The organism is Streptomyces sp. V4I23, assembly GCF_030817975.1.
In the GTDB taxonomy this organism is placed as follows: domain Bacteria; phylum Actinomycetota; class Actinomycetes; order Streptomycetales; family Streptomycetaceae; genus Streptomyces.
This window is the reverse complement of sequence record NZ_JAUSZW010000001.1, coordinates 127,938-151,626: the sequence shown is the minus strand read 5'-3', so window position 1 is coordinate 151,626 and position 23,689 is coordinate 127,938. Positions and strand designations below refer to the sequence as shown.

Genomic DNA, 23,689 nt, shown 5'->3' with positions numbered 1-23,689 from the left:
CTAGCCCGTTTCACTTCGAACCACGCAAAAGCCGTGGGCAGTTGGTCGCTCCCTCGTCGGCGAGTACCTGCTCAATGGCATGCTCATGCGCATGACGAATTCGAACGCCGGAACCAATGCTGCTTCCACCCCGTGGCAGTGTAACGAGTCCATCACCGGCCAGGCCAGGTGATGTGTTCAGCTGGCCCCGTGTGCCAGCTGAACACATCGTTGTTGCCTTAGCCAGTTGTTGCCTTAGCCAGGCGCCAACTCAATTCGACAGCACTCAAGCACGTCGGTAACCACCAACGCGTCAGCATCCTCGCTGGGCGCGCTGGTCTGTCAAATAATGCGGCTTGGGATGGTCGTTGATTCCCTCGGCACCCCGCCGATCGCCCATTGCGCGATCCGCAACACACAGCACCCTTCTAAAATCCACTCGCCATCAGTAATCCCCTCGCCGCACAATGGGATCGCCATACTACAAGGAGGGGCAAGTTGCTTCCGTCACATCGGCCTCAGCGCCATCTGGCAACGGATGCTGCTCTGTACTACCGCGGTGTTGACGCTCCTTCGCGCTCATGCAGGCGCGCGGTAGCACGCGAAGAGAACATGCTCCTCACAATTCCGAAGACAAGCCGGGGATGCACCAGTGCACCGGGACCAGAGAGCATGTGTAGCGCCCTGGCAAAGTGCTTGAACATCCATGGGTCCGCGGCGACGAGTCGCAGCCATCGACTCATGTACCACTGCGCGAAGGCCGCCATGGGCGGAGGCTTACGGTCCTGTTGCCAGGCCCAGTCGCCAGCGGTCGACATCGTCCAGGGCCAGCGTGTGAGCCGAGCCGAGCGTCGTTGAAAGCGCCGAGGAAGCCCTCGGAGGTCCCTCATGGTGCTGCAGTCATCGATCATGTCCCGCAGGAGTTGAGCCTCCAGAGCTGCCACGGTCATCCCTTGCGCATACACCGGGTTGAAGGTGCATGCCGAGTCGCCAACAACTATAAGTCCGCTGGGCCAGGGTGAGATCCGATGGTAGTCGAGCCGCCGATTTGCCGTGGCGGCGTAGCGGTAGATGGGGGAGACCGCCTGCATTGATTCGATGAAATCGGCGATGGGGCTGCGCAGCGACTTGAGAAAGGCGGAGAAACCCTCCTCGTCGTTTGGTGGATGGTCGCCCCCGATACCTTGCAAGGTCACTATAAGCCGGTTCTCCTCAATTCGTGTCACGTAACAACCGCGTCGGACCTCGGGGTGCTGAAGGAACTCGACATGCATATGCCAGTCCGGCCATTCATCAGACTTATTCTCGTACAGTCGTGAGGCGTATCCGATTCCGGCGTCAAGGATGTGTTCCTTTGGGCGGGGAAGTCCCACGGCTTCGAGCCAGTCGGGAAGGTGTGATCGGCGGCCGCTGGCATCGATCACGAGATCAGCCTCGAGAACCGTTGGTTCCTCCTCACCCGTCCGGACGGTTACCCCCGTAATATTTTCAGTGCTTCCGTACAGCCCCGTTACCGAACTGCCGTCGAGGATCCTGACTCCCGGGAGCTCAGACACCACTTCACGCAGGGATCCTTCCAGCAGAGTGCGGCCAGCCGGCTGGAAGCGGACGCCCAATTTATCCCTGGAGGCCCATCCGTTAGCAAACAAGAATGAACCGTCCGCTCCAAAATCGACGATGCGTGCGCCGGCCCTGGACAGGCCCGCGTGCGTTCCTGGAAATATCTCCTCGAACGCCTTGAAACCGCGGGCGATAAGAGTGTGCAGGTGGCGCGCCTGTGGCACCCCAGGGCGAAAGGTACGCTCGTTAGAAAACCTGTCGCGTTCCAGTATTGTAACGCTGGCGAACCGGTCAGACAGAACACGTGCTGCAAGGAGTCCGGACATTCCTGCCCCGATGATTACTGCCCTACCCAAGGGAGAGTTAGATTCCATTCCGCCTCGAATTGCTTTGTCCTTCATAGCCTTCTTCATCTAGACTCGCTCCTTAGGGCCTCGGTGCTGAAAAGTGAATACGATTCGATCGAGCTAGTCGTCAAACAACGGCATCTTTGCTGCCTAGTTATTAGCCAGCCTGATCCTATAGTTTTTGTCTGTCGCCCCACCATTCGGAAATTTAGGTCGCAGAACGCGGCCAGCAACAGAAGCGCCCAAATGGTGGGGGCGGCGGAGCCCTTCTCTAACCCCAGGGGACTGGACAACTGCCCTTGACAGAGATCAGTAGCTGGATTCGAGGCGGGAGGCAGGATGGTGAATCCGCTGGCACGACACAGCCGCCGCCTTTTGCTGAGTCGCGCGCCATGGTGAGCGCGGAACTGAGGTCGGCTTTTCCTGGTGGCGTGCGCGCCACTGAAGGATCGAAGGACTGAGGGATAAAACCATCTTAAAAAGGGTGATATACCCATGAATGATGCAGTTTCCTTTGGGCGGACGATAGAAATGCTGCGTTTGCGCAGAGGGATGACCCGAGAGACGCTCGCGGAACTCATTGGCCGTAGCACCGAATGGCTTCGACAGGTCGAGCGTCAAGACCGACCAGTCGACCGTCTCTCCGTTCTCCTGCGCCTTGCAGAAGTCCTCCACGTACGCGATATCACAGGTTTCCTCGGCCTGCCCGACGCCGTGAGTCGTACTACTTCTCCACACCAAGCCGTTGAAAGCACCTTCCTGAGCACGCTCCTCGGCCATTGGGCGGGCGGCGAAGACCCCCGGTCCGGTGCGGAGAGTGACTGGATCCCGCTGGAGGGGCGATGGGAGGAGTGGTACGGCTCGACGAAGCGCTTCAGTCTCGCACTGGCCGCCCTGCCCTTGCTGCTCACCAACACGAGGGTGATCGATCGTCGAGCCTGGCCTCAAGGCGCCCACGAGTTTGCTGAAACCCATCGGTTCGCCGCCACTGTGATGATGAGGATGGGTGATTTTCAGCTCGCATTGTTGGCGATCGAGCGGGGTTTGGCTGCAGCGCAGGTAAGCAGGAAGGAAGCGACGTTGCACGCCTGCCGCCTCGCCTACGGCGCAGCGGTGCTCGACAGCGGCTTGCCGCGCGAGGCTGGAAGGATCTTCGAAGGAATAGCTGACAGTATTTCGGACACTGGGTCGAAGAGTGAAGCGGCGCTGCTCGCCTGGAAAGGGGCTGCTTATTTGGGGGGAGCTGTCGCCGCTAGCCACGACTGCGACGCCGGCACGATGCATTCCCTGCTTGCCCGGGCCCGGGAGTGCGCCGGCGGCGCTTGCTCTCCGAACCTCTTCGGTCCAGCGGAGGTGGACCTTGAGGAAATCAGGATCCATCTGATGCAGAGCAAGTACAAGTCCGCCCTGAAGCTCGCCGATCATGTGGACTTCACGCCGGAGATGTCCAGGGACTGGAGGGCTCAGTTCTTCCTTATGATGACCCAGGCTCATTTGAAACTGGGTGACGTAGTCGCGGCCTCCTTCAGTCTCCTCCAAGTGGAGGAGGTATCGAGTGAGGAGATCACGTTCAACCCCCAGGCGCGTGAACTCGCGAAGGAGTTGATGTGCCGAGACAGCAGCACCGTGCGGAGGAATCTCTGGCCACTGTTCAACCGCGCGGGCCTGCTCTGACCTAGGCATTTTTTCTGTCGCCTACCGTCGCCGGTGCGGTGCGCTTGACGGTATGGAAGGACAACTGGCTGCCCCAAGGTGACGTGTGAGACAACTGACGGACCGCGGCGTTCCCCACCACTCCGGCGAGTATGGCGACCATCGGGTCAGCTGCCAGATACGTGCGTCGCCCGTCGCGCAGAGGCCGGCAGTTAGTCGGCAGATGCGCCGGCTCAGAGGGCCCAGTAGCTGTACGCAAGGAGGCTAGCACCGTCATGCCCTCCCTCTTGGCGGTAGAAGCACGAGTGACAGCCAAAACAAATGCGCCTTCTGCGACCTCCGGTCCGCCGGTTTGCTCGATGATGGCGCTCAGTTCTGGCGTGCTGTTGCCACTAACCGCGGCAACGAGGACAACCTCGAGCGAGCCGTGTCTCAAGTACCGCTCGGCCGTCCTCAAGGCGTCAAGAGAGGAATCAGGACCCGAATCTATGACCATGTTGAGACCACGTAGATCTCTCAGCGCTGCTACCCGCGAGGCGATGATGTTCGGCATGATGCCCGGGAGCATTGCGTCGTCGCCGGCTGGCACTTCGGAGCGCACCAGTTCTTCTACCCGCTCCAGCCCAGCGCTATCGATCCACTCTGTTCCTGTATCGGTGTTTGCTTGGACGAGGCGCCGCAGGTTTTTCAGGTGGCAGCGGAGTGCGTAGTTCACGGAGTTCCGGGTGGGACCCATGTGTCCGACCACTACGCCAGTGGTGTCACGCATTCGCTCGCAGGCCACGTGTACGGATTTTGGCAGATGTGCCGCCGCCGCCAATAGCATGAGCTGCGCCCTATCGGTACTGCGCAATGTGGGAGGTGGCAGGGGGACCTCGCGGAATGAGGGGAGCGGATAATCGCTTCCGTAAGAGGTGGCGGGGGGTGAAGATGTCCCGTCCAGCCACCCTTGGATTTCTTGAGTACTAGGCCTTCCGGGTAGTTCGGCACCCCATCCGACCAGCACCATCTCGTCATCGCGCTCCATGGCTGGGGCGTTGCCACCCTTGATTGCAGACATCGTCGATGTGGCTTTCACCGTTCCATGGCGGCCAGGCGATTCTTCTGGATGCCGCATGATCAGGTGAGCGTTGGTGCCGCCGAAGCCGAAGGCTGAGATCAGAGCCCTCAGAGGTTGCGGACCCGACAGTGGTGTGATGGTCGTTGGTACTCGGAGGCGGCTGCAGGCCAGGTCCTCGATGGGACGATCGTAGAAGCCCTGGGACGGCACCTTGCCATGCTGAAACCCGAGGATGCCATGGATGAGGGAAATCAGGCCAGCTGACCAACCAGTGTGCCCCACGATGCTTTTGTTCGCCGACAGGAGCACTGGAGACCCGGAACCAAGAGCCGCTGTGAGCGCCTTTACTTCTACTCGGTCACCGACCGGTGTCCCGGTGCCGTGGGCGATTACCCACCCGATGTCAGAAGGGTCAACATTCGCATCCGCACAAGCGCGGTGGAGTGCTCTCATCTGGCCATCGGCGTTCGGTGCATAGATGGCCTTGCCCTTCCCGTCACAGGAGAGGCCCACTCCTTCGATCACTCCGAGGACCCGATCTCCGTCTGAGATTGCTCTGCCCAAGGTCTTGAGGACTACCGCTCCGGCACCATCTGAGAAGAGGACGCCATCCGCTCCCCTATCGAACGCCCGGACGTTACTGGAGGGGGACAGGCCATGAATCTTGGCGAACAGCACATGAACGCGGGGCACCAGCGCAAAGGCACCACCGCAGAGGGCCACCTCGCAACTTCCTTCGCGAAGTGCCTTGACTGCGAGGTCTATCGTATAGAGCCCGGAAGAGCAAGCGGTGTCAACCATGACCAGTTCAGTACGGTCCGGCAACAGCCCCTCAATCGCTGCCTTCCCCGCTGAGTGCGGCAGGAAGTGGTACGGCGCTGTGCCGGTATCTGGATACAACGCGGCCAGTCGGCTCTCCCACTCAGCGCGTGGCTGCCCGGTGTGGCGCGCCAGCCGCTCGCTGAATCCAGCGAGCACCATGGATCGTTCGAGTTCCCAACTGCCGTCGGGGGTGTAACCCACTGCGGCGAACCATCGATCGCCTGGAGCCACGCGCACTCCGTCAAGGGCGCTGTGCACCGTGTGGCGCAGCCACCGCACACTGGGCTCCGGATTAGGAACCGTGTTGTCCTCGATCTCTTCGAGCAGGGCCGTGTGTGGCCCGAATGCCTTTATGAAACCTGACCTAGCGGCGTAAGAGGAGTCAACTGCCGTTGGGTCGGAGTGGTGAAAGGCTTCCATATCGAATCGGTCTGGCGTAGTGAAGACATTGTCGTGACCATTCAACAGCGTCCAGAACTCGGCCGGCGTGTTGGCGCCAGGCGTCACGATACCCATACCTACGACGGCGATCGCGTTACGGGTTTCCGCTGCTTCCCCTGTGTTCATCATCCCTGCTTTCCGCGGCTCGCTGTAAGACCGTCAGCTTCTGCGTGCTGGGCCCGGCCTGGATAGCCCAACGAACGCGCGACCACATCACGGAACAGTCCGCCTGCCATGGTGCCTGGGAATTCCTGCCGGGGACCCAAAGCGAGTTGCGCGCAAATAAAGTTGGTCAGCAAACCCCAAATCAAGTTGTGTAGAGGGAAGTTGATCGCTGCTGTCATAGCGGCAGAAGGATCCGCTGGGTAGGGAGTACTGACCCGAGAGGCCTTAGTGGCGATGTATGACGATGTGTACCGGGAGTCGCGACTTAGGATCGCAGCGCTTGTCGCGGAGCTCAGCCAGAACGAACTGCACCGGGCGGTCCCAGCCTGTCCGGCGTGGAGCATCTCCGACATGGTGGCGCATCTAGCCGGTGTGGCACACGACTTTGCTGCAGGCCGGCTCGACGGGGCCCCCGGAACGCTATGGACTCGGCGTCACGTGAGAGAGCGTCGTCATCGAACGGTTGCCGAAAACCTCACCGAGTGGCAGCTGCTGTCACCCGACATAGAGGCACTTCTTCGGGCTCCGGTGCCTGAGGTGAGGCTCGCTCACGACGTGGTACAGCACGAAGCAGACTTGAGGGCTTGTGTCGAGGGGGCGGGAATGGTCCCCCGGTCGGTCCGGACCCTACTGCTGGACCAGCTGTGTGCAACAGCCGAAGCCTGGATCACAGGGCCGGGGACTCTCGTCTTGCGCGCTGACGGCCGAACGTGGTGGATCGGCGGCGATGACTCGTCCCTGGCCCTCGCCGATGTTGACGGATATGAGCTGTGGCGTGCCTTCTTTGGTCGCAGGAGCCGGGCGCAGATGGCCGACTGGTCCTGGTATGGAGAGTCCGAAATATTTCTGGAGCAGCTGCCACGGTTTCCCGCTCGTGACACGAACCTGTGTGAACCAGAGCAGTTCTCAACTAAGGCGTGACCAGCTCAATCGTTGTCAAACGAATCGAGAGGACACCAATCATGGCGGTAAAGACGGCGTTGCTCTTCCCTGGACCGGGTGCGTACCTGCCGGGTGTGCTGGCCCCCTTCGCGGAGCCTGACACTGCGGCGCACGAGGCACTCCAGGCCATAGACGCCGTGGCGGAGAAACACAGCTGGGGCAAGGTCTCCTCGGTCCTGACCTCGCCCGCCGATGCCACCACTCCATCCCGTCCTGAGTCACTCTGGCTTGGGTTTTACGCCACCTCAATCGTCATGTCTGATGCATTGGAGGCCGCGGGGGTCGAGTGCGACACGCTCGTGGGACACAGCGGAGGCGAGATCAGTGCTCTGACCGTCGCAGGCTCACTGTCTGTTGCCGACGGAGCGAGGGTGCTTGTCGAGCGGGTCCTCGCGCTATCGCGCGCATCTCAGTCGGACGGCACGATGATGGTTGTCTCCGCCGCCGCACATCGTGCCGAAGCGTTGTGCCAGGCCGTGGGAGACGCCTCCCTCGCCCTCGCTGTGGACAACACGCCGCGCCAGTCTGTGGTCTGTGGTCGCCGCGACGCGATTATCAAGTTGGAGGAACTGGCTGTCGGCCTTGGCTGGGAGACCACTCGACTGGCCATGCCTTATATGCTCCATAACCCACTGCTCGCCGGGGCAGCGGAGGATTTCCTCGATGCGATCGCAGATGTCCGGGTGCGAGCGCCACGGCGTTCCGTGTACTCCCCTCTGCTCGGACGGCTGGTGCTCACAGCGGCCGATGCACGCGAGGTACTCGAGTGTCACCTTGTTCGTCCCGTTCGATTCAGAGATGCCCTCAGCGTCCTTTACCGTGAGGGGACTGAGCGATTCATCGAATGCGGGGCAAGGCGTGTGCTGACCGACTTGGTCGCCGCGACTCTTCCTGCGGAGGCGCGCGCACTCGCCATCCTGGACCACCGGAACGATGCCTCAGGGCTGGCGAAGCTCATGACATCGTTCCTGTCCTCGTCCGAGGTGGAGCCGGCGCCCGTTGTCGTAGCACCGGAGCCGGCCGCCCGGAATTCTGTAGCAGAACAGACCGGAGCTACCTCCGCTCCTGCGGAGGGCACCCTCGTTGATGAGCAGACTTCCTCGGCCAGTGCGCCGGCCCATCCCGCACTGCCTGTTGATGACGAAACCCTCCACGAGCAGCTGATGGAGACGTACGCCGCCGTCCTGCAGTACCCGGCAGATGTTTTCACCCGGGATGCCGACCTGGAAGGTGACCTCGGGGTCTCGTCCATCAAGCAGACAGAAATCTTTGCTCGACTGCTTGACCGCTATGACCTGCCGACCCCCTCGTCGGACACCAGGGTCTCGGCTTACCGCACTCTCGGTCAGATCGGAGACCTTCTTCGTTCGCTAGCAGCCGCAGCCTGATCACCGGACCAAGCATTGGATCACGTCGGCCAGGAACGGAGAAGATCAGACACCATGGCGGGAAGAAGGCTGTCAGCAACACCGAATGACCCGGTAAATAGCGATCAACCGCAGATCGCGATCGTGGGCATGGGAATGGTAGTACCCGGTGCGAGCAATCCATCCGAGTTTTGGGAATTGCTTCTGAGATCCACCAGCGCCCTCTCCATGCCTACTCGGTTTGATTCAAAGCCTCTGCTCGCCGCGTCTCAGTCTGGTACCGAAGACGGCTGCCCCGTAGACGTCGCTGGGTTCATTCGTGACTTCCAGCCGCATTCCACGCTTGCCGCTGAGCTCGCCGACGACCGGTGGGCGACGTCCCCCGTTGAGGTGTTGTGGCTGAGGCACAGTTTCTTGGAGGCACTCAGCGGTGTACGGATAGGGGAGCGTGATCGCATCGTGTGCTCTGTCGGTACCTGGGCCGGCGGCAGCCAAAGCATGGAAGACACGCTCATCGTGGGTTCCGTAGCTCGGCGGATGGCTCAGGCTCTGACGGAAAACACTATGGATCAGGTCCGCCACGAGCGCAGGTTGCGCGGAATACTTCGGGAGCGATTCCGTTACGCCTGTGCACGGCCGGCGGACGCCATGCCAGAGGCGGTCGTCCGGGAGGCTCTTTCCGGCTTGACGCCGCGCCCCTCAGAAACATTCCTGGTCGACACCGCAAGCGCATCGTCGCTCTATGCTTTGGAGCTGGCAATGCTGAGCCTCCTGCAGGGCGACTCTGACGTCGCGGTGGTTGGCGGCCTAAACAACGTAGGCCGCATGGGTATGACTCAGTTGCATGCCTTTAAGGGACTGTCCGCGTCTGGTCGATTGCGCGCGTTCGACCGAGAGGCTGATGGGACGCTCTTTGCGGAGTCCGCAGCAGTGATCGTGCTCAAACCTCTGGAGCGTGCACAGAGGGACGGCGACCATATCCACGGCGTGATTCGCGGTCTTGGAACGTCCAACGATGGCCGTGGCCGTGCCATATCGGCACCGAACCCCAAGGGGCAGAGACTGGCGATAGAGCGTGCCTTCGCGACGAGCGGCTTGGAGCCGGCTGACGTCGGTTGGGTCGTGGCTCATGGCGGCGGATCGCCTGTCGGGGACGAAGTAGAGCTGGCTGCGCTGCAGAACGTTTGGGGTGACAACCCGCTCTGGTGCACCTCAAATAAATCGCAGGCGGGACATGGTTGCTGGGCGTCTGGCGTCGTTTCGGTGATTCATGCGCTGCTTGGTCTGCGACATGCCATGATCCCAGCCCAACGGCAGTTCACCGCCGTTAGGGCCACTGCGGCCTCAGGAAGTGTGCGTGTGCCTACATCGGACATTCCTTTGGCTTCTGGGAAGTCTGGGATGCGCACCGTCGCGGTGAACTCGATCGGGCTGGGAGGCACAAACGCCCACCTCCTCCTCCAGGATGCTGCTACTGCTCGTACGCCCAGTCACACCGTCACGTCAACGGTCTCACCCGAACTGGCGCTGATCGGCTGGAGTGCTCACCTGCCGGCAGACCCAGGCCGCGAGGAGGTTGTCCGCTGGTTGAGCGGGGACGGTCCTGCTCCCGTGCCGTCTTTTGCGGCTGCCGATTTCGCTCTTCCCTTCGACGTGGCCAGGCTCCCTCCGACCACACTTCGCGCCATTGATCGCACCCATATAGTGTCGCTGTCCACTGCCGCCTCTTTCGTAAAGACATACGGCGAGCTCTGGCAGGATCACCGCGAGCATACAGGCGTGATCGCCGCGCATGGAGGTCCCTCACCTCGGCTGGTCGACGCTGCCCTCCGGGCAGCATCCGCAGAGGCGACAGATTTGATTGCGTCCCTCCCCGATGCCAAGGCGCTGCGTGGAGTCCTTTCCGAGGCCAACGAGCGTGCCCCAATGACAGAGGAGTCAATGGCGGGAGTACTTCCAGGTGTGGCGGCTTCCCGCATCGCCAATCGCTGGGACTTGAACGGGCCCACCATGTCATTCGACGGTGGCCCCCACGCCGGCCGCGCCGCACTCCAGGCTGCGGCCCGTTACCTGAAGTCGGGTCAGCTGAGCATCGCTCTGGTCCTGGGCATCAGTTCGGGACGGACCTCGGAGAGTGCCGAATTTTCGGAGTTGCCAGTTGACCAGCTCGCCGAAGGAGGTTTTCTGATCGCCCTGGCGCTCGCTTCAGAGGCGGAGTCCCAGGGATGGCCCATACTTGCCCGCATCCCGTTCCACCAAATCTGCGGTATTCCTGAACGGCAGATCCCCGCCCTCCCAGTAGCAGTTGAGCAGGGAGCGCTAACCGCACCCTACTTTGGCGCCGCGCCTATTCTTGAACTGCTGAAAACCGCTATGACTGGTGGGCGTGAGCGCAGCAACTTGCCGCCGAAAACCGAGTCAGACCCAACGCCAACGGGTTCCGAGAAGACGGTCGCCTCGCCAACCAGCGAGAACCTGGCTCGCGCAGCCGTGAGCCCACTCTCACCGGGACACTCAAAAATAGGTAGCCCACAGTCTCATCCCCCGGGGAACTCCCGCTTCACCATGGCGATGAGGCGATGTGAGGCCACCCCTCTCTCCCCGTCCGTCGCCCGCCTCGGTGCGATACCACAACGTTCCGTTATCCTGACGAACTCGGCGGAGATCGTGTCTGACCTCGCCGCACGCAGCCGGGCACGCAAGGCCCTTGTGCTGAGTACTGACCCTGCAACCCCCACGAGTGTCGCAAGGACGGTATCCCTTATCTCAGGGGAAGGGGAGGACTGTCCGTCGCTGAACCGTGCACTCGACGAGATGGGGGAACAGCAACCACACATTCGCGTGCTGGTGTCGGTGCCGGAGGTCAAAGGCCGTTGGCCCGGACCGCTCCCGAGGGGACTTACCACCCTACAGGAACTACTGCTCCTGGTCCTTAAACGCTTCGGTGATCGCATGGCATCAGGTTCGCTCGCCGTGGTGATACAGGACCCGCAGACTGATGGATGCACCCATCCTTACAGCTGCCTGTTCACTGGCATGGTCCGGAGCCTGGCCTGGGAGATCCCACCACATCGAGTGCTGGCACTGGTCACCGACGCCGAAACCAGCCCGGCTCTTACTGAACTAGCCAACGAGTTCGCAGCAATCCGCGACCGCGCGGTCATTTACTACCGAACCGGACTGCGGCATACCGAACGAATGATCCCTGCTCCGCTCGCTTCCCTCACCACCGGCAGTACAGCTCTGTTGCACGAGGGATCAGTCGTGGTGGCGGCCGGCGGCGCTCGCGGCATAACCGCCGCCTGTCTGATTGGCCTTGCCGAGCGGTTCCGGCCGAAGATTTGGCTGCTTGGTACTACGCCCCTGGAGGACGTTCCCCACCTCTTCATCGCCGCCACCGACGAGGATGAGGGCGAACTGCGGAGGGCATACATATCCGCGTCAAGGAAATCCCACCCCGGACCCACCATCGGCGAAATAAATCGGCAGTTCACGATGCTTTGGAGGGCCAGGGAGGCGGCCCACACGCTTCAGAAGCTGCGCACCCACTGTGGAGAAGAACGGGTGCACTATCTTGTCTGCGACCTGACAGACCCTCTGGCGACCCGAAGGGCCATCGACCAGGTCCATTCGACCGATGGACCAACCGACCTGCTGATCCATGCCGCAGCTCGGAGTAGACCGGGCCCTTTCACCACCAAGCCACTGCGCGACTTCCGTGATGTGTTGAATGCCAAAGTCGGTGGATATCTCAATCTCCGACAGGCATACGAGGGAAGACCCCCCGGCTGGTGGTGCAACTTCGGCTCTGACGTCATCACTTTTGGCATGGCCGGAGACGCCGACTACGTCGCGGCCAATGAATTCCTGGCCGCCGCGGCAAGCTATGAGAGTCGACTACTCGGCGGCAACGAGTTCACGATTGGCTGGGGGCTCTGGACGGAGTCCGGATTTGCATCGGGGCAACTCGAACGCGAACGCACCAAGCGCTTTGGTCTTTCCAGTGGCCTGAGTGACAATGAGGGCATACAAGCATTCCTCAGCGAACTTGCGCTGCCGAGGTCCCGGGAGCCGGCCCCGCTCTGGTCTAGCCCTGACGAACGCGCTCTGGCCGAGCAGCGTTCGCCTGGCATCACCGACCAGGGTTCGCCAGAGTCACCATCCCGTCATCTGCTCCTGGGCCTCCCGGACAAGACCGCTCCCGGCCACCTGGAGTGGACGTGGACGATTGACAAGAACCGTGATCGACACTTGGGCGACCACATGCTGGATGGCAGGCCAATGCTCGCGGGTATGACCATCCTGGCGATCGCCGCGGAAGCTGCCACCGAACTGATTCCCTCGGTCCCGCCCATCGGCTTCCGCGACATACAGTTCAGCGAATTTGTCTGGGCTGACCATCACTTTCCTGGAAAAAGTAAGTACCGTGTACGCGCGGAATTGATCACCCCGGACCGAGTGCGTGTCACGATTCTCTCCGCTGTACGTACCCCGGACGGTCGCCTTCTCATCGCGGACCGCGAGCATGCCCGCGTTGACGTTCTCTTCGGTGTCGCTCGCTTCCAGTGCAGCGTAAACTCACCTCTGGTTGTGAACGGATCGAGACAGATCGATCCAACCTACTCCGACACATCGCCACTGAGGCTTTACGGAGCGTTCCGAAACACCACTGGCATTGAGGCCGACACCGGCGGAGCTATCGCGCTATGGCATGCGCGCATCGCCGGGGATGAGATCTTCGCACGTCTTCCCATACCTGTACTACTCCTGGACGCGCTGGTACGTACCACCTTCTATGCGCGTGCGGACCACGGGCAGGTAGCGATTCGCGTCGTAAAGGGGATTTCCGCACTGGATCTGTACAGTTGGTGTTCGGACCAGACCCTCGCTGACCGGAATCCAGCGGGCGTTCAATTGCACTGCGACAGCAAGTCTAACGACTGTATTGCCACGGCGAACGGGCAAGTCATCGCCAAACTAGCAGGCGTCGACACCCCTCTCTACGCGACCGTATCAGCCGTTTCCCCTCCTCTCATTACACCGCCACGGAGGCTAGCATGAGCCGGACATTCGACATCAACCTGGTAGCCACCACCGGTGATACCAATATGGTCGGCAACGTGTACTTCGCGACCTTCATAAAGTGGCAGGGAATGTGTCGTGAACTGTGCCTCGTCGAGCATGCGCCGAAGTTCCTTCAGGAGCTTGACGGTGAGATCTCGGCATTGACCGAGTCGACGTCGTGCAAGTATCTCGACGAAGTCTGGGTCGGTGACCGCGTCAGCGTTCGAATGTCCATTCCGTGGATCAGGCTGCACTTGATGCCACTAGAATTTTCCTACTACCGGATCACCGAAGCAGGAGAGCAACTCGTCGCAACAGGTGAGCAGATGATAGCCTGTATGCGTAAGGATGGCCGGACCTTCCGCCCAGGACCGTGGCCTCCCGAAATGATTGCTCTGGGGGACCTTATGGGGGCCGACACCAGGAGAGCTTTTACCATCTGATGGCGAAGGGCGAGGTTTACGGGGATGCCCGAATTCTTGCCGGGGTATTGGGTACCTGTTAATTCGTCCACGTCACTCTTATCTGTCCACCCCCTATCACCACCCATGTTCTCTGTGGCTCAAGGCTGCCGAACGGCACAACGGCCCTGGCCTCAATAGCACACCTTCGCCGGCCCGAGAGGTACGGAGAGGAAGTAGCATCGCAGCAGGGTGAGACAGAACCCAGCGGTCAATGCAGCACATGATCACGAGGTCCGTGCCTCGGACATGCTGCCGCAGCCGGCCCTTGGTTTTCTCGCTGAATCCCCGTTGCCGGGGCTACCAGGCTCACAGGAGTAGACCGGGACGTCGGTCGCCATCCGACACGTGTGGGCCGCCCGTCCTCGGGCCCCTGGCAAAGGGTCTCGTGGGAGACGGGAATCTCGATCCGGGTCACGGCTCGCAGTACATGAGTCGGGCAGAGCATGAGCGCGATCGGGTTCAGCGCGGACGACGCCGCCGCCGAGTCGTTCAACGCAACCTTCAAAAGAGAGACACTCAAAGGCAGGAAGGGCTGGTCGAACGAGCGCGAGTCGCGACTCAACACCTTCCGCGCTGGCTGACCCGATACAACAACCCCACGCCGGCACGCCCGGCTTCACCAGCTGTCTCCGATCGCCGAGAACGCCTTTCACCCGACATCAACTACAACTACCCTGGCCCGAGCCGCATAGACGTGTTCAAGGTCTCAGGGTTCCGGCGCCATTGCAACCACACTTGTCGGAGGCCTCTCTCATGAGAGGTGCCGATATCTAACCTCGGGCTTTCATGACAGCTCGCCAGTTCATCTGGCGGGCTGTTTCTGTCTGTGCTGTGGGTTTCGGGCATGACATCGCCCCGGCAGTCGCGTCGGGTGGGCGCCGGGTTCCACTGCTCCGGTGGGCTTGCGCTGCCCGTAGGGACGAGAAAGTGTTGGTCAGCCGGGGCTGGGGAGGGCTTCGAGTCGTGCCCACGCGTCGGTGATCAGGTTGGTCCAAGGCCAGTGTTTCGCGAGCCGGAGGATGCGGCGGCGGCCGGTGGTGACCAACTGGGCAGCGATGGAGAACAGCCGCAGGCGCAGGCGTTTGGGCTCCCACACCCGGGCGGTGCCGGCCAGAGCGAGCATGGGCATCCAGGCGAGCAGGTCGAGGGCGATCTGGACGATCTCCAGCCAGATCTGGTTCTGCGCGGTGTCGTGCAGGGGCAAATTGCGCAGGCCGGTGGCGCGGGCGGCGCGGATGCGGTCCTCGGCCCTCGCGCGCTGGCGGTGCCGCAGTTCGAGCGCGGCGATCGGAGCATGCTTGGTGTTGGTGGCGAAGCAGGTCAGGCGCATGCCGTCGGCGTCGGTGAAGCGCAGTTGGGCGCCGGGGTGCGGGCGTTCCTTCCGCACGATCAGCCGCATCTCCTTGGGCCAGCCGGTCAGGCAGTCGCCGTCGAGTTCGGCGACCCAGGCACCGTCGCGGATCTCGCCGTCGGGCTCGACGGCCGGCGTCCAGGCCGATGCCGGGACCTTCCCGACGGCCTGGTGGATGGCATCGGTGATGGTCATGCCGACCGAGTAGGACAGCCACCGGCCGCGCGCGGAAAGCCAGTCCACGAACTCGTGGGTGCCGCCGCCCGAGTCGGTGCGGATCAGCGTCCGCCGTCCGCGCCGGTACTTCTTCGGCAGCTGCTTCAGGGCGATCCTGGCGGCTTCGATGTGGTCCGCAGCGGTGTTGCTGCCCGCGTTCCCGGGCCGCAGCAGCCCGGCCACCGGCTCCCCGGACCCGCCCCGGCCGTGGTCGACGAACCCCATCAGCGGATGGTGCCCGAACGTCTTTTTCCAGGTCGCGGCCGCATCCTGCTTCTCGGAATGCGCGATCACCAGCACCCCGTCCAGGTCCACGACCACCTGCCCGCCGGCGTCCGGAGCTTCCTCACCGGCCAACGTCCACACACATTCACGGACTTGAGAGCGGGCCTGCCGCAGTGCGGTCAGAGCACGCTTCCCACCCGCTGCCAGCGTGTCGATCAGCCGGGATACCGTCGGATCGGAGGCCACCGGCCCGAACATGGCCGGTTCGGCCCGCAGCAGACCGACGTCTGCCAGGCAGTCCCCACCCAGCGCGACCGCGAGCGCCACATCCAGCAGGACCTTGCCCGGATCATGCACCGCCCGCGGCCTTCGCCACGGCTCAAGCGCCGCCGATATCGCCTGATCCAGACCGGACTTGCGGATCGTCTCCACCAGCAGCACACCACCGGCCTGGGACACCACCCCGCGGCCACCGCCCTCGACGCGGACACGCGGGTAGGACCCGATACGCTTCTTCACCTGGAGAGTGCTTCTTTCATGCGACGACCTGGACACTAGACAAGTCCCATCGTTGCAGGTCAGGAGCACTCTCTGCGTTTCTGATCACCCACCGGACGCCCTGCCACGTGAAAGCGCGAGGCTAGGCGGCAGGCGAGGCTGGAGATATTCCAGTGGCTCACCTACTACAACGCCCGCCGCCGCCACAGCGCGCTGGGCTACCTCTCCCCGATGGAGTTCGAACAGCAGCACCACAAGACAGCTAAACTCCAACTCGCAGCATGAACCCCTGTGCCCACACTCCGGGAGTCACCTCACCCCGCCGACGGCCCACCAGTACCCTGTGGCAGAACCTCGGCCAGGCAGTGGAGAAGACGGTCAACACCCTCCGCTCCCGCCTCGCCGAGCCGCTGCCTGTTCCTGGCCCCTCGGCCCCGCCGGACACGGAGCCGAAGGCACTGCAGCCACCGCCCGAGCTGAAGATCGTGACCCGGCTGCGCGACCAGCACGCTGCCGTCCACGAGTTGCGGGAGCAGAACATGTCGAGGGCAGCGATCGGCCGGAAACTCGGGCTCCATCCGCAAGCTCGTGAACGCCCGTTCCGCCGACGACGTCATCGCCAAGAGCCTCCAGCGCGCGCACATCGTCGACCCGTACATCGGCTACCTGCACCGGCGCTGGAACGAGGGTGTCTGAAACGCTGCCCAACTTTGCCCAGAGATCCAAGAACTAGGTTATCCAGGCGGCGAGTTGGCGGTCCAGCGTCACCTTCGCCGCTACCGCGACGGACGAGGGCACGCACCCGCCCCGGGGCCGAAGCCCCCATCGGTCCGCGAAGTCACCTCCTGGATCATGACTCACCCCGAACACCTGCGGGACGACGACGGCGACAAACTGCATCGCCTGCGCGAACGCGACAGCGATCTGGACCGGCTCACCCTCCACGTCCGGAAGTTCGCGGCCATGATGACCGGCCGGCACGGTGACCGCCTCGACGAGTGGATCGCCGAAGCCGAACAGGACACCCTGGCACCTCTGGCGTCCTTCGCCCGCAACCTCCGCCGTGATCGCGACGCGGTCCGCAACGGCCTGACTCTGCCGCACAGTTCCGGAGCCGTCGAGGGCAACATCAACCGCCTGAAGATGCTGAAACGCCAGATGTTCGGACGTTCCGGACTCGATCTCCTTCGCAAACGCGTGTTGCTCACACACTGAGCCGGAGCGTCCGGATCACAAGATCGTCGACAGAACCAAGGTCCGCGACGGCGGCATGGTCACCAACAAGGCCGCCCACCTGGTCATCGGCGTCGACGTGGACGGCATCAAGAACGTGCTGGGCATCTGGCTGCAGGATGCCGAGGGCTCGAAGTTCTGGCTGAACGTGCTCACCCAGCTGAGGAACCGCGGCCTGAAGGACGCCCTGATCGTGTCCTGCGACGGGCTAGACCGGACTGCCCGAGGCGATCAATACCGTCTGGGAGAAGGCTCTGGTCCAGACGTGTGTGACCCACTTGATCCGCTCGATGAAATACGTGTCCTACGGTGACCGCAAGCAGGTCGCGGCCGCCCTCAAGCCGGTCTACACCGCCGCCACAGAGTCCGAGGCGCTGTCCGCGCTGGACGAGCTCCGGTCCAGCTACGGAAAGAACTACCCTGGCCTGATCGCCAGTTGGGAGCGGGCCTGGGAGGAGTTCATCCCCTTCCACGCCTTCGACCGCGAGATACGCCGCGTGATCTACACCACGAATGCAATCGAATCCTTGAACTACCAGCTCCGCAAGATCACCAAGACCCGGGGGCACTTCCCCTCCGACGACGCCGTAAAGCTCCTCTACCTCGGCATCCGCCGGATCGAAGGCCGGCACATCGACGGCGACGGCCCCATCCCCCGCGGTCACGTCCGCGGCACCGGCACCCTCGGCTGGAAGCGCGCTATGAACCACTTCATGCTCGCCTTCCCTGACCGCCTCCCTCTCTGACCCAGCAAGATCACCGAAAGTAACCAACCCACGGGCCCGACCAGCAAGACCGTGCACCTCTACATACACAAAGGAATTGACAACCTCCTCGTCCGGCTCCACCAGCTTCAGCAACGCAGGAATCAGGGAAGGATCTTGTCCCTCAGCGGGCTTGCGGCCACCCCCGGGGCGCCGGACGCAGCCGTCCGGTAGCGGATCCCCGCCGGCCTCCAGCTCGAACACCCCGTTACGGACCGTGCTCTCGCTCACCCCAGCCGCCCGCGCAACGGCCCGCGCCCCACCGTGTCCGAGCAGTCGCGCCTCCTGGGCCAGCATCAGACGCCGCTGACGCTCGTTCAGATGCGGCAAGACGACCTGGAACCGCAGCGCAAGCTGATCCAGAACGTCGGCGGCGAAGCTCATACCAGAGCAACGATCTTGTCCTATGAAAGCAACGGGTTGATTCTTTACGGCTTCACTTCCTGCGTAACATCTTCGCGGTGATCCCGAAGGATTCCGCCGAGATGGTCGCCGCGACCATCCGCACGGTCTTCGCCCCGCCCCACGGCGCAGCCGTCCGTGCCCAGCTGGACACCGTCGCTGACATACTCGGTCGACAGTTTCCCAAAGTCAGGTCCATGCTCAGGGAGGCGAAGGAGGATTGACCGCGTTTGCGGACTTCCCTGATCGACATTGGAAGAAGATCCAATCGACCAACCCCCTGGAGCGGGTCAACTGGGAGATCAAGCGCCGGGCCGACGTTGTCCAGATCTTCCCCAACCCCGACGCCCTCGAACGACTCACCACCGCCGTGCTCATCGAGATGCACGATGAGTGGATCGCGTTCTCCCGCCGCTACCTGCCCGGGGCCAGCATGGACAAGATCTACCGCCAAGACGAAGATCGGCCCAACACGGTTACACCGCTACAAGGGACATGACCCGGTCAGCTGCAGCCCCTCGGCCTGGCACAGGAGAAGAGCTCTTCAACGAACCGTCGTCCACCGCCGACGATACGGTGTCGCTCTCCGACGAAATCGCTACGTTCTCGCTGGTTACGGGCGCACTCTTCCATGATCGGGACTTACCCGAATTGCTGGCCCTGTCTCACATTCGGTGGTGACGGAGAGTTGTGAGGGTCGTTGACCTTCATGTGATGGATGTCAACGAGCTTGTGCAGACGGTGTTTTCGGGTCTGTCCCCGCTGGTCATGGAGGATGTGGCCGACGAGGGTGAGCGGATCGTGGTGCGGGCCCGGACGCCGCTGGACACCGCGGTCTGCCCGGTGTGCGGGGCCTCGTCGGGACGGGTGCACGGCTATCACTGGCGGACGGTGGCCGACGTTCCGGTCGACGGGCGACGGGTGGTGGTCCGTGTGCGGGTGCGGCGTCTGCTGTGCCCCACGCGAGGCTGTCGCCACACCTTCCGCGAACAGGTGCCCGGGGTGCTGGAACGATACCAGCGACGCACGGCCCGTCTGACCAGGCAGGTCAAGGCCGTGGTCAAAGAGTTAGCCTCGCCGTTTCGGTTGGGTACGGCTGGCTTTGGGGCGGAAACGCGAAAGTGCCTTCCTGACCTGGGACGATGAACCTTGCTGAGGGGTTCTGTCGGTCCAGGCGGAGGGCACTTTCTACGTGCAGGCTATCGGGTTGCGTCCCAAGGTCCATGTCAGTGCCGATGGTTCGGGGGTGGTCGGGCATGCCGGGGCACGGTTGCTGGCGGATCTTGCCGATGCCACCGGGCTGACCGCCGCGTACTCCGCCGCTCTCAGGCCGCTTCGGCCGCGCGGGACCGGGCATGATCCGGGCCGGGTCGCCACCGATCTCGCGGTGATGCTCGCCGACGGCGGTGAGGCGATCGCGGATCTGGCCGTGCTGCGGGACCAGGGCGAGGTGTTCGGCCCGGTCGCCTCCACGCCCACGGCTTGGCGGTTGCTCGCCGACACCGACGAGGCTGCACTCGCTTCGCTGCGAGCGGCCCGCGCTTCAGCCCGGGAAGTCGCCTGGATGCAGGCCGCCGAGACCGGCGAGGGCATACCTGCTGCTCGGGCCGGCGGACGAGAACTTCCCGGCCTGGTCCTGGACCTCGACGCCACGCTGGTCACCTGCCACTCGGAAAAGGAACAGGCCGCACCCACCTATAAGGGCGGCTTCGGCTTCCATCCGCTGCTGTGTTTCCTCGCGAACACCGGCGAGGCCGTGTCGGGGCGGCTTCGGCCCGGGAACTCCGGAGCCAACACCGCAAGCGACCACATCACGGTCCTCGACCAGGCGCTCGCGCAGATCCCCGACGCTCACCGGCACGGCACCGACATCCTGGTCCGCGCCGACAGCGCCGGATCCGCGAAAGCCTTCCTCGCCCACATCCGCGACGTGCGGAAACGAGGAATTCGTACCTTCTTCTCGGTCGGATACGCCATCACCGAGCCGGTCCGCCGCGCTGTCCGGGCCCTGCCCGACCGCCTCTGGCATCCCGCCCTGGACCAGGACGGGACGCTGCGTGATGGCGCCGAGGTCGCCGAGCTGACCGACATGGTCGACCTGACCGGCTACCCCGTCGGCACCCGCATCATCGTGCGCCGCGAGCGCCCGCACCCCGGCGCCCAGCTGTCCCTGTTCGACCTCGACGAGGGCCTGCGGCATCAGGTGTTCCTCACCGACACCCCCTACTCCGGTGGTGGTTCCGCCCAGTTCCTGGAGGTCCGTCACCGCGGGCATGCATGCGTCGAGGACCACATCCGGTGCGGCAAAACCACCGGCTTCGGCCGCTTCCCCTCCCGCGACTTCGCCATCAACACCGTCTGGCTCGAACTCAGCCTCACGGCGATCGACCTGATGGCCTGGACCCGTGTCCTGCTGCTGGACGGGGAGCTGGCCACCGCCGAGCCGAAGAAGCTCCGCTACCGGCTGCTGCACGTCGCCGCCCGCCTCACCCGCGGCGGCCGACGCCTGCGCTTGCGGATATCAGCGACCTGGCCCTGGAGACACGAACTGGCCACGGCCTTCCATCGCCTCGCAGCACTGCCCCGTCCCGCCGACTGACCGGCAACCCTGCCCGCCACGACCCGAAGGATCCTGGAGAACCCGACCACCGCGCCGGGACTCCGCCATGTCCGAACACCGAAATCGCATCGGTCACCCGACAGTTGCCCCTCAGCGACGCCTCACCGCCCCAACCGAAACGGCGAGGTTAGCGGGCCGGGCGGGATCACGTTTGCTGGCGATACTCGCGGTGGGCCTGTCCCGTCACACGGCCCTGCGCACCCTGCTGCGCATCCCGTTGCCCACCGGGCGGGTCCCCCGCGTGATCGGCGTCGACGATTTCGCCCTGCGCCGGCGGCACCGCTATGCCACCGTGGTGATCGACGCCGAGACCCATGAGCGGATCGACGTGCTGCCCGACCGCACGGCCGACACGCTGGAAGCGTGGCTGCGCGAGCATCCGGGCATCGAGGTCGTGTGCCGCGACGGCTCAGCCACCTACGCCGAGGCCATCCGCCGCGCCCTGCCCGACGCGGTCCAGGTCGCGGACAGGTGGCATCTGTGGCACAACCTGTGCGAAGCCGCCCTCAGCGAGGTGAAGGCGCACAGCAGCTGCTGGGCCACCGTACTGGACGCACCCATCTACGACGGGCCACCCGCCCGAACCACCCTGGAACGCTGGCACCAGGTCCATGACCTGCTCGACCAGGGCGTGGACCTGCTCGAATGCGCCCGCCGTCTGCAGCTGGCCCTGAACACCGTCAAACGCTACGCACGAGCCGACCGGCCCGAGCGGATGCTCCGCGTCCCCAAATACCGCGCCGGCCTCGTCGACCCCTACCGCGAGCACCTGCGCAAACGCCGGACCGAGGACCCCGCCGTCCCCGTCAAGCACCTAACCTCGCCGTTTCGGTTGGGGCGGTGAGGCGTCGCGCTGAGGGGCAACTGTCGGGTGACCGATGCGATTTCGGTGTTCGGACATGGCGGAGTCCCGGCGCGGTGGTCGGGTTCTCCAGGATCCTTCGGGTCGTGGCGGGCAGGGTTGCCGGTCAGTCGGCGGGACGGGGCAGTGCTGCGAGGCGATGGAAGGCCGTGGCCAGTTCGTGTCTCCAGGGCCAGGTCGCTGATATCCGCAAGCGCAGGCGTCGGCCGCCGCGGGTGAGGCGGGCGGCGACGTGCAGCAGCCGGTAGCGGAGCTTCTTCGGCTCGGCGGTGGCCAGCTCCCCGTCCAGCAGCAGGACACGGGTCCAGGCCATCAGGTCGATCGCCGTGAGGCTGAGTTCGAGCCAGACGGTGTTGATGGCGAAGTCGCGGGAGGGGAAGCGGCCGAAGCCGGTGGTTTTGCCGCACCGGATGTGGTCCTCGACGCATGCATGCCCGCGGTGACGGACCTCCAGGAACTGGGCGGAACCACCACCGGAGTAGGGGGTGTCGGTGAGGAACACCTGATGCCGCAGGCCCTCGTCGAGGTCGAACAGGGACAGCTGGGCGCCGGGGTGCGGGCGCTCGCGGCGCACGATGATGCGGGTGCCGACGGGGTAGCCGGTCAGGTCGACCATGTCGGTCAGCTCGGCGACCTCGGCGCCATCACGCAGCGTCCCGTCCTGGTCCAGGGCGGGATGCCAGAGGCGGTCGGGCAGGGCCCGGACAGCGCGGCGGACCGGCTCGGTGATGGCGTATCCGACCGAGAAGAAGGTACGAATTCCTCGTTTCCGCACGTCGCGGATGTGGGCGAGGAAGGCTTTCGCGGATCCGGCGCTGTCGGCGCGGACCAGGATGTCGGTGCCGTGCCGGTGAGCGTCGGGGATCTGCGCGAGCGCCTGGTCGAGGACCGTGATGTGGTCGCTTGCGGTGTTGGCTCCGGAGTTCCCGGGCCGAAGCCGCCCCGACACGGCCTCGCCGGTGTTCGCGAGGAAACACAGCAGCGGATGGAAGCCGAAGCCGCCCTTATAGGTGGGTGCGGCCTGTTCCTTTTCCGAGTGGCAGGTGACCAGCGTGGCGTCGAGGTCCAGGACCAGGCCGGGAAGTTCTCGTCCGCCGGCCCGAGCAGCAGGTATGCCCTCGCCGGTCTCGGCGGCCTGCATCCAGGCGACTTCCCGGGCTGAAGCGCGGGCCGCTCGCAGCGAAGCGAGTGCAGCCTCGTCGGTGTCGGCGAGCAACCGCCAAGCCGTGGGCGTGGAGGCGACCGGGCCGAACACCTCGCCCTGGTCCCGCAGCACGGCCAGATCCGCGATCGCCTCACCGCCGTCGGCGAGCATCACCGCGAGATCGGTGGCGACCCGGCCCGGATCATGCCCGGTCCCGCGCGGCCGAAGCGGCCTGAGAGCGGCGGAGTACGCGGCGGTCAGCCCGGTGGCATCGGCAAGATCCGCCAGCAACCGTGCCCCGGCATGCCCGACCACCCCCGAACCATCGGCACTGACATGGACCTTGGGACGCAACCCGATAGCCTGCACGTAGAAAGTGCCCTCCGCCTGGACCGACAGAACCCCTCAGCAAGGTTCATCGTCCCAGGTCAGGAAGGCACTTTCGCGTTTCCGCCCCAAAGCCAGCCGTACCCAACCGAAACGGCGAGGCTAACCACGAACCCCGTGCAG

11 protein-coding genes and 8 pseudogenes are annotated in these 23,689 nt (G+C 63.8%); 14 read left to right on the top strand and 5 right to left on the bottom strand.

What is annotated here, in order from left to right; genetic code table 11:
• Positions 1–530 precede the first annotated feature (530 nt).
• Positions 531–1,952, bottom strand: a complete 1,422-nt coding sequence (locus tag QFZ82_RS00665) for an NAD(P)/FAD-dependent oxidoreductase (protein WP_307711283.1) — start codon at positions 1,950–1,952, stop codon at positions 531–533.
• Between the two features lie 429 nt (positions 1,953–2,381).
• Between QFZ82_RS00665 and QFZ82_RS00660 the strand changes: the two genes are divergently transcribed.
• Positions 2,382–3,560, top strand: a complete 1,179-nt coding sequence (locus QFZ82_RS00660) for a helix-turn-helix domain-containing protein (protein WP_307711282.1) — start codon at positions 2,382–2,384, stop codon at positions 3,558–3,560.
• A gap of 1 nt (position 3,561) precedes the next feature.
• Here QFZ82_RS00660 and QFZ82_RS00655 read toward each other — a convergent pair whose 3' ends face one another.
• Positions 3,562–5,991 carry a beta-ketoacyl synthase N-terminal-like domain-containing protein gene (locus QFZ82_RS00655; RefSeq protein WP_307711281.1) on the bottom strand — a complete coding sequence of 810 codons (2,430 nt, stop codon included), beginning with the start codon at positions 5,989–5,991 and terminating at the stop codon, positions 3,562–3,564.
• A gap of 270 nt (positions 5,992–6,261) precedes the next feature.
• On the opposite strand from QFZ82_RS00655, the gene QFZ82_RS39600 reads away from it, so the two are divergent.
• The 6 genes and pseudogenes from QFZ82_RS39600 to QFZ82_RS39590 form a co-directional block, all read left to right on the top strand.
• The gene (locus tag QFZ82_RS39600) at positions 6,262–6,948 is read left to right on the top strand and encodes a maleylpyruvate isomerase N-terminal domain-containing protein (RefSeq protein WP_373429206.1); all 687 of its coding nucleotides are present in this window, start codon (positions 6,262–6,264) and stop codon (positions 6,946–6,948) included.
• 41 nt (positions 6,949–6,989) lie between these two features.
• Complete coding sequence (locus QFZ82_RS00650) at positions 6,990–8,357, top strand: acyltransferase domain-containing protein (protein ID WP_307711280.1); 1,368 nt, start codon at positions 6,990–6,992, stop codon at positions 8,355–8,357.
• Positions 8,358–8,411: 54 nt separating this feature from the next.
• Positions 8,412–8,816, top strand: a pseudogene (locus tag QFZ82_RS39595) (beta-ketoacyl synthase N-terminal-like domain-containing protein); the annotation flags it as partial.
• 84 nt (positions 8,817–8,900) lie between these two features.
• Complete coding sequence (locus QFZ82_RS00645) at positions 8,901–13,397, top strand: SDR family NAD(P)-dependent oxidoreductase (RefSeq protein ID WP_373429212.1); 4,497 nt, start codon at positions 8,901–8,903, stop codon at positions 13,395–13,397.
• Positions 13,394–13,843: a thioesterase family protein gene (locus QFZ82_RS00640; RefSeq protein ID WP_307711278.1), complete on the top strand. Its 450-nt coding sequence runs from the start codon at positions 13,394–13,396 to the stop codon at positions 13,841–13,843. The genes QFZ82_RS00645 and QFZ82_RS00640 overlap by 4 nt, the downstream gene beginning before the upstream one ends.
• A 452-nt stretch (positions 13,844–14,295) precedes the next feature.
• Positions 14,296–14,556 (top strand): annotated as a pseudogene (locus tag QFZ82_RS39590) (integrase core domain-containing protein); the annotation flags it as partial.
• Between the two features lie 242 nt (positions 14,557–14,798).
• Here the strand turns inward: QFZ82_RS39590 and QFZ82_RS00630 are convergent.
• Positions 14,799–16,175, bottom strand: a complete 1,377-nt coding sequence (locus QFZ82_RS00630; RefSeq protein ID WP_307711276.1) for an IS1380 family transposase — start codon at positions 16,173–16,175, stop codon at positions 14,799–14,801.
• A 135-nt stretch (positions 16,176–16,310) separates the two neighbouring features.
• Here QFZ82_RS00630 and QFZ82_RS00625 point away from each other — a divergent pair.
• The 3 genes and pseudogenes from QFZ82_RS00625 to QFZ82_RS00615 form a co-directional block, all read left to right on the top strand.
• A pseudogene (locus QFZ82_RS00625) lies at positions 16,311–16,439 on the top strand (IS3 family transposase); the annotation flags it as partial.
• 567 nt (positions 16,440–17,006) lie between these two features.
• Positions 17,007–17,369, top strand: a complete 363-nt coding sequence (locus QFZ82_RS00620; RefSeq protein ID WP_373429205.1) for a transposase — start codon at positions 17,007–17,009, stop codon at positions 17,367–17,369.
• A 37-nt stretch (positions 17,370–17,406) separates the two neighbouring features.
• Positions 17,407–18,133 (top strand): annotated as a pseudogene (locus tag QFZ82_RS00615) (IS256 family transposase); the annotation flags it as partial.
• An 87-nt stretch (positions 18,134–18,220) separates the two neighbouring features.
• Here QFZ82_RS00615 and QFZ82_RS00610 read toward each other — a convergent pair.
• Positions 18,221–18,535: pseudogene (locus QFZ82_RS00610) on the bottom strand (ISAzo13 family transposase); the annotation flags it as partial.
• A 47-nt stretch (positions 18,536–18,582) separates the two neighbouring features.
• Here QFZ82_RS00610 and QFZ82_RS00605 point away from each other — a divergent pair.
• The 4 genes and pseudogenes from QFZ82_RS00605 to QFZ82_RS00590 form a co-directional block, all read left to right on the top strand.
• Positions 18,583–19,052, top strand: a pseudogene (locus tag QFZ82_RS00605) (transposase); the annotation flags it as partial.
• Between the two features lie 215 nt (positions 19,053–19,267).
• Positions 19,268–19,627, top strand: a pseudogene (locus QFZ82_RS00600) (transposase family protein); the annotation flags it as partial.
• Positions 19,628–19,745: 118 nt separating this feature from the next.
• Positions 19,746–21,152, top strand: a complete 1,407-nt coding sequence (locus tag QFZ82_RS00595; protein ID WP_307711223.1) for an IS1380 family transposase — start codon at positions 19,746–19,748, stop codon at positions 21,150–21,152.
• Between the two features lie 148 nt (positions 21,153–21,300).
• Positions 21,301–21,990, top strand: a pseudogene (locus tag QFZ82_RS00590) (transposase); the annotation flags it as partial.
• A 151-nt stretch (positions 21,991–22,141) separates the two neighbouring features.
• On the opposite strand, the gene QFZ82_RS00585 reads toward QFZ82_RS00590, so the two are convergent.
• Positions 22,142–23,548: an IS1380 family transposase gene (locus QFZ82_RS00585; RefSeq protein ID WP_307711223.1), complete on the bottom strand. Its 1,407-nt coding sequence runs from the start codon at positions 23,546–23,548 to the stop codon at positions 22,142–22,144.
• Between the last annotated feature and the right edge of the window lie 141 nt (positions 23,549–23,689).

What these genes read in the sequence shown, in the direction of transcription:
- QFZ82_RS00665 (WP_307711283.1), bottom strand. Translation starts at nt 1,952, where the DNA reads ATGAAGAAGGCTATGAAGGACAAAGCAATTCGAGGCGGAATGGAATCT.
- QFZ82_RS00660 (WP_307711282.1), top strand. Translation starts at nt 2,382, where the DNA reads ATGAATGATGCAGTTTCCTTTGGGCGGACGATAGAAATGCTGCGTTTG.
- QFZ82_RS00655 (WP_307711281.1), bottom strand. Translation starts at nt 5,991, where the DNA reads ATGATGAACACAGGGGAAGCAGCGGAAACCCGTAACGCGATCGCCGTC.
- QFZ82_RS39600 (WP_373429206.1), top strand. Translation starts at nt 6,262, where the DNA reads ATGTATGACGATGTGTACCGGGAGTCGCGACTTAGGATCGCAGCGCTT.
- QFZ82_RS00650 (WP_307711280.1), top strand. Translation starts at nt 6,990, where the DNA reads ATGGCGGTAAAGACGGCGTTGCTCTTCCCTGGACCGGGTGCGTACCTG.
- QFZ82_RS00645 (WP_373429212.1), top strand. Translation starts at nt 8,901, where the DNA reads ATGGATCAGGTCCGCCACGAGCGCAGGTTGCGCGGAATACTTCGGGAG.
- QFZ82_RS00640 (WP_307711278.1), top strand. Translation starts at nt 13,394, where the DNA reads ATGAGCCGGACATTCGACATCAACCTGGTAGCCACCACCGGTGATACC.
- QFZ82_RS00620 (WP_373429205.1), top strand. Translation starts at nt 17,007, where the DNA reads ATGACTCACCCCGAACACCTGCGGGACGACGACGGCGACAAACTGCAT.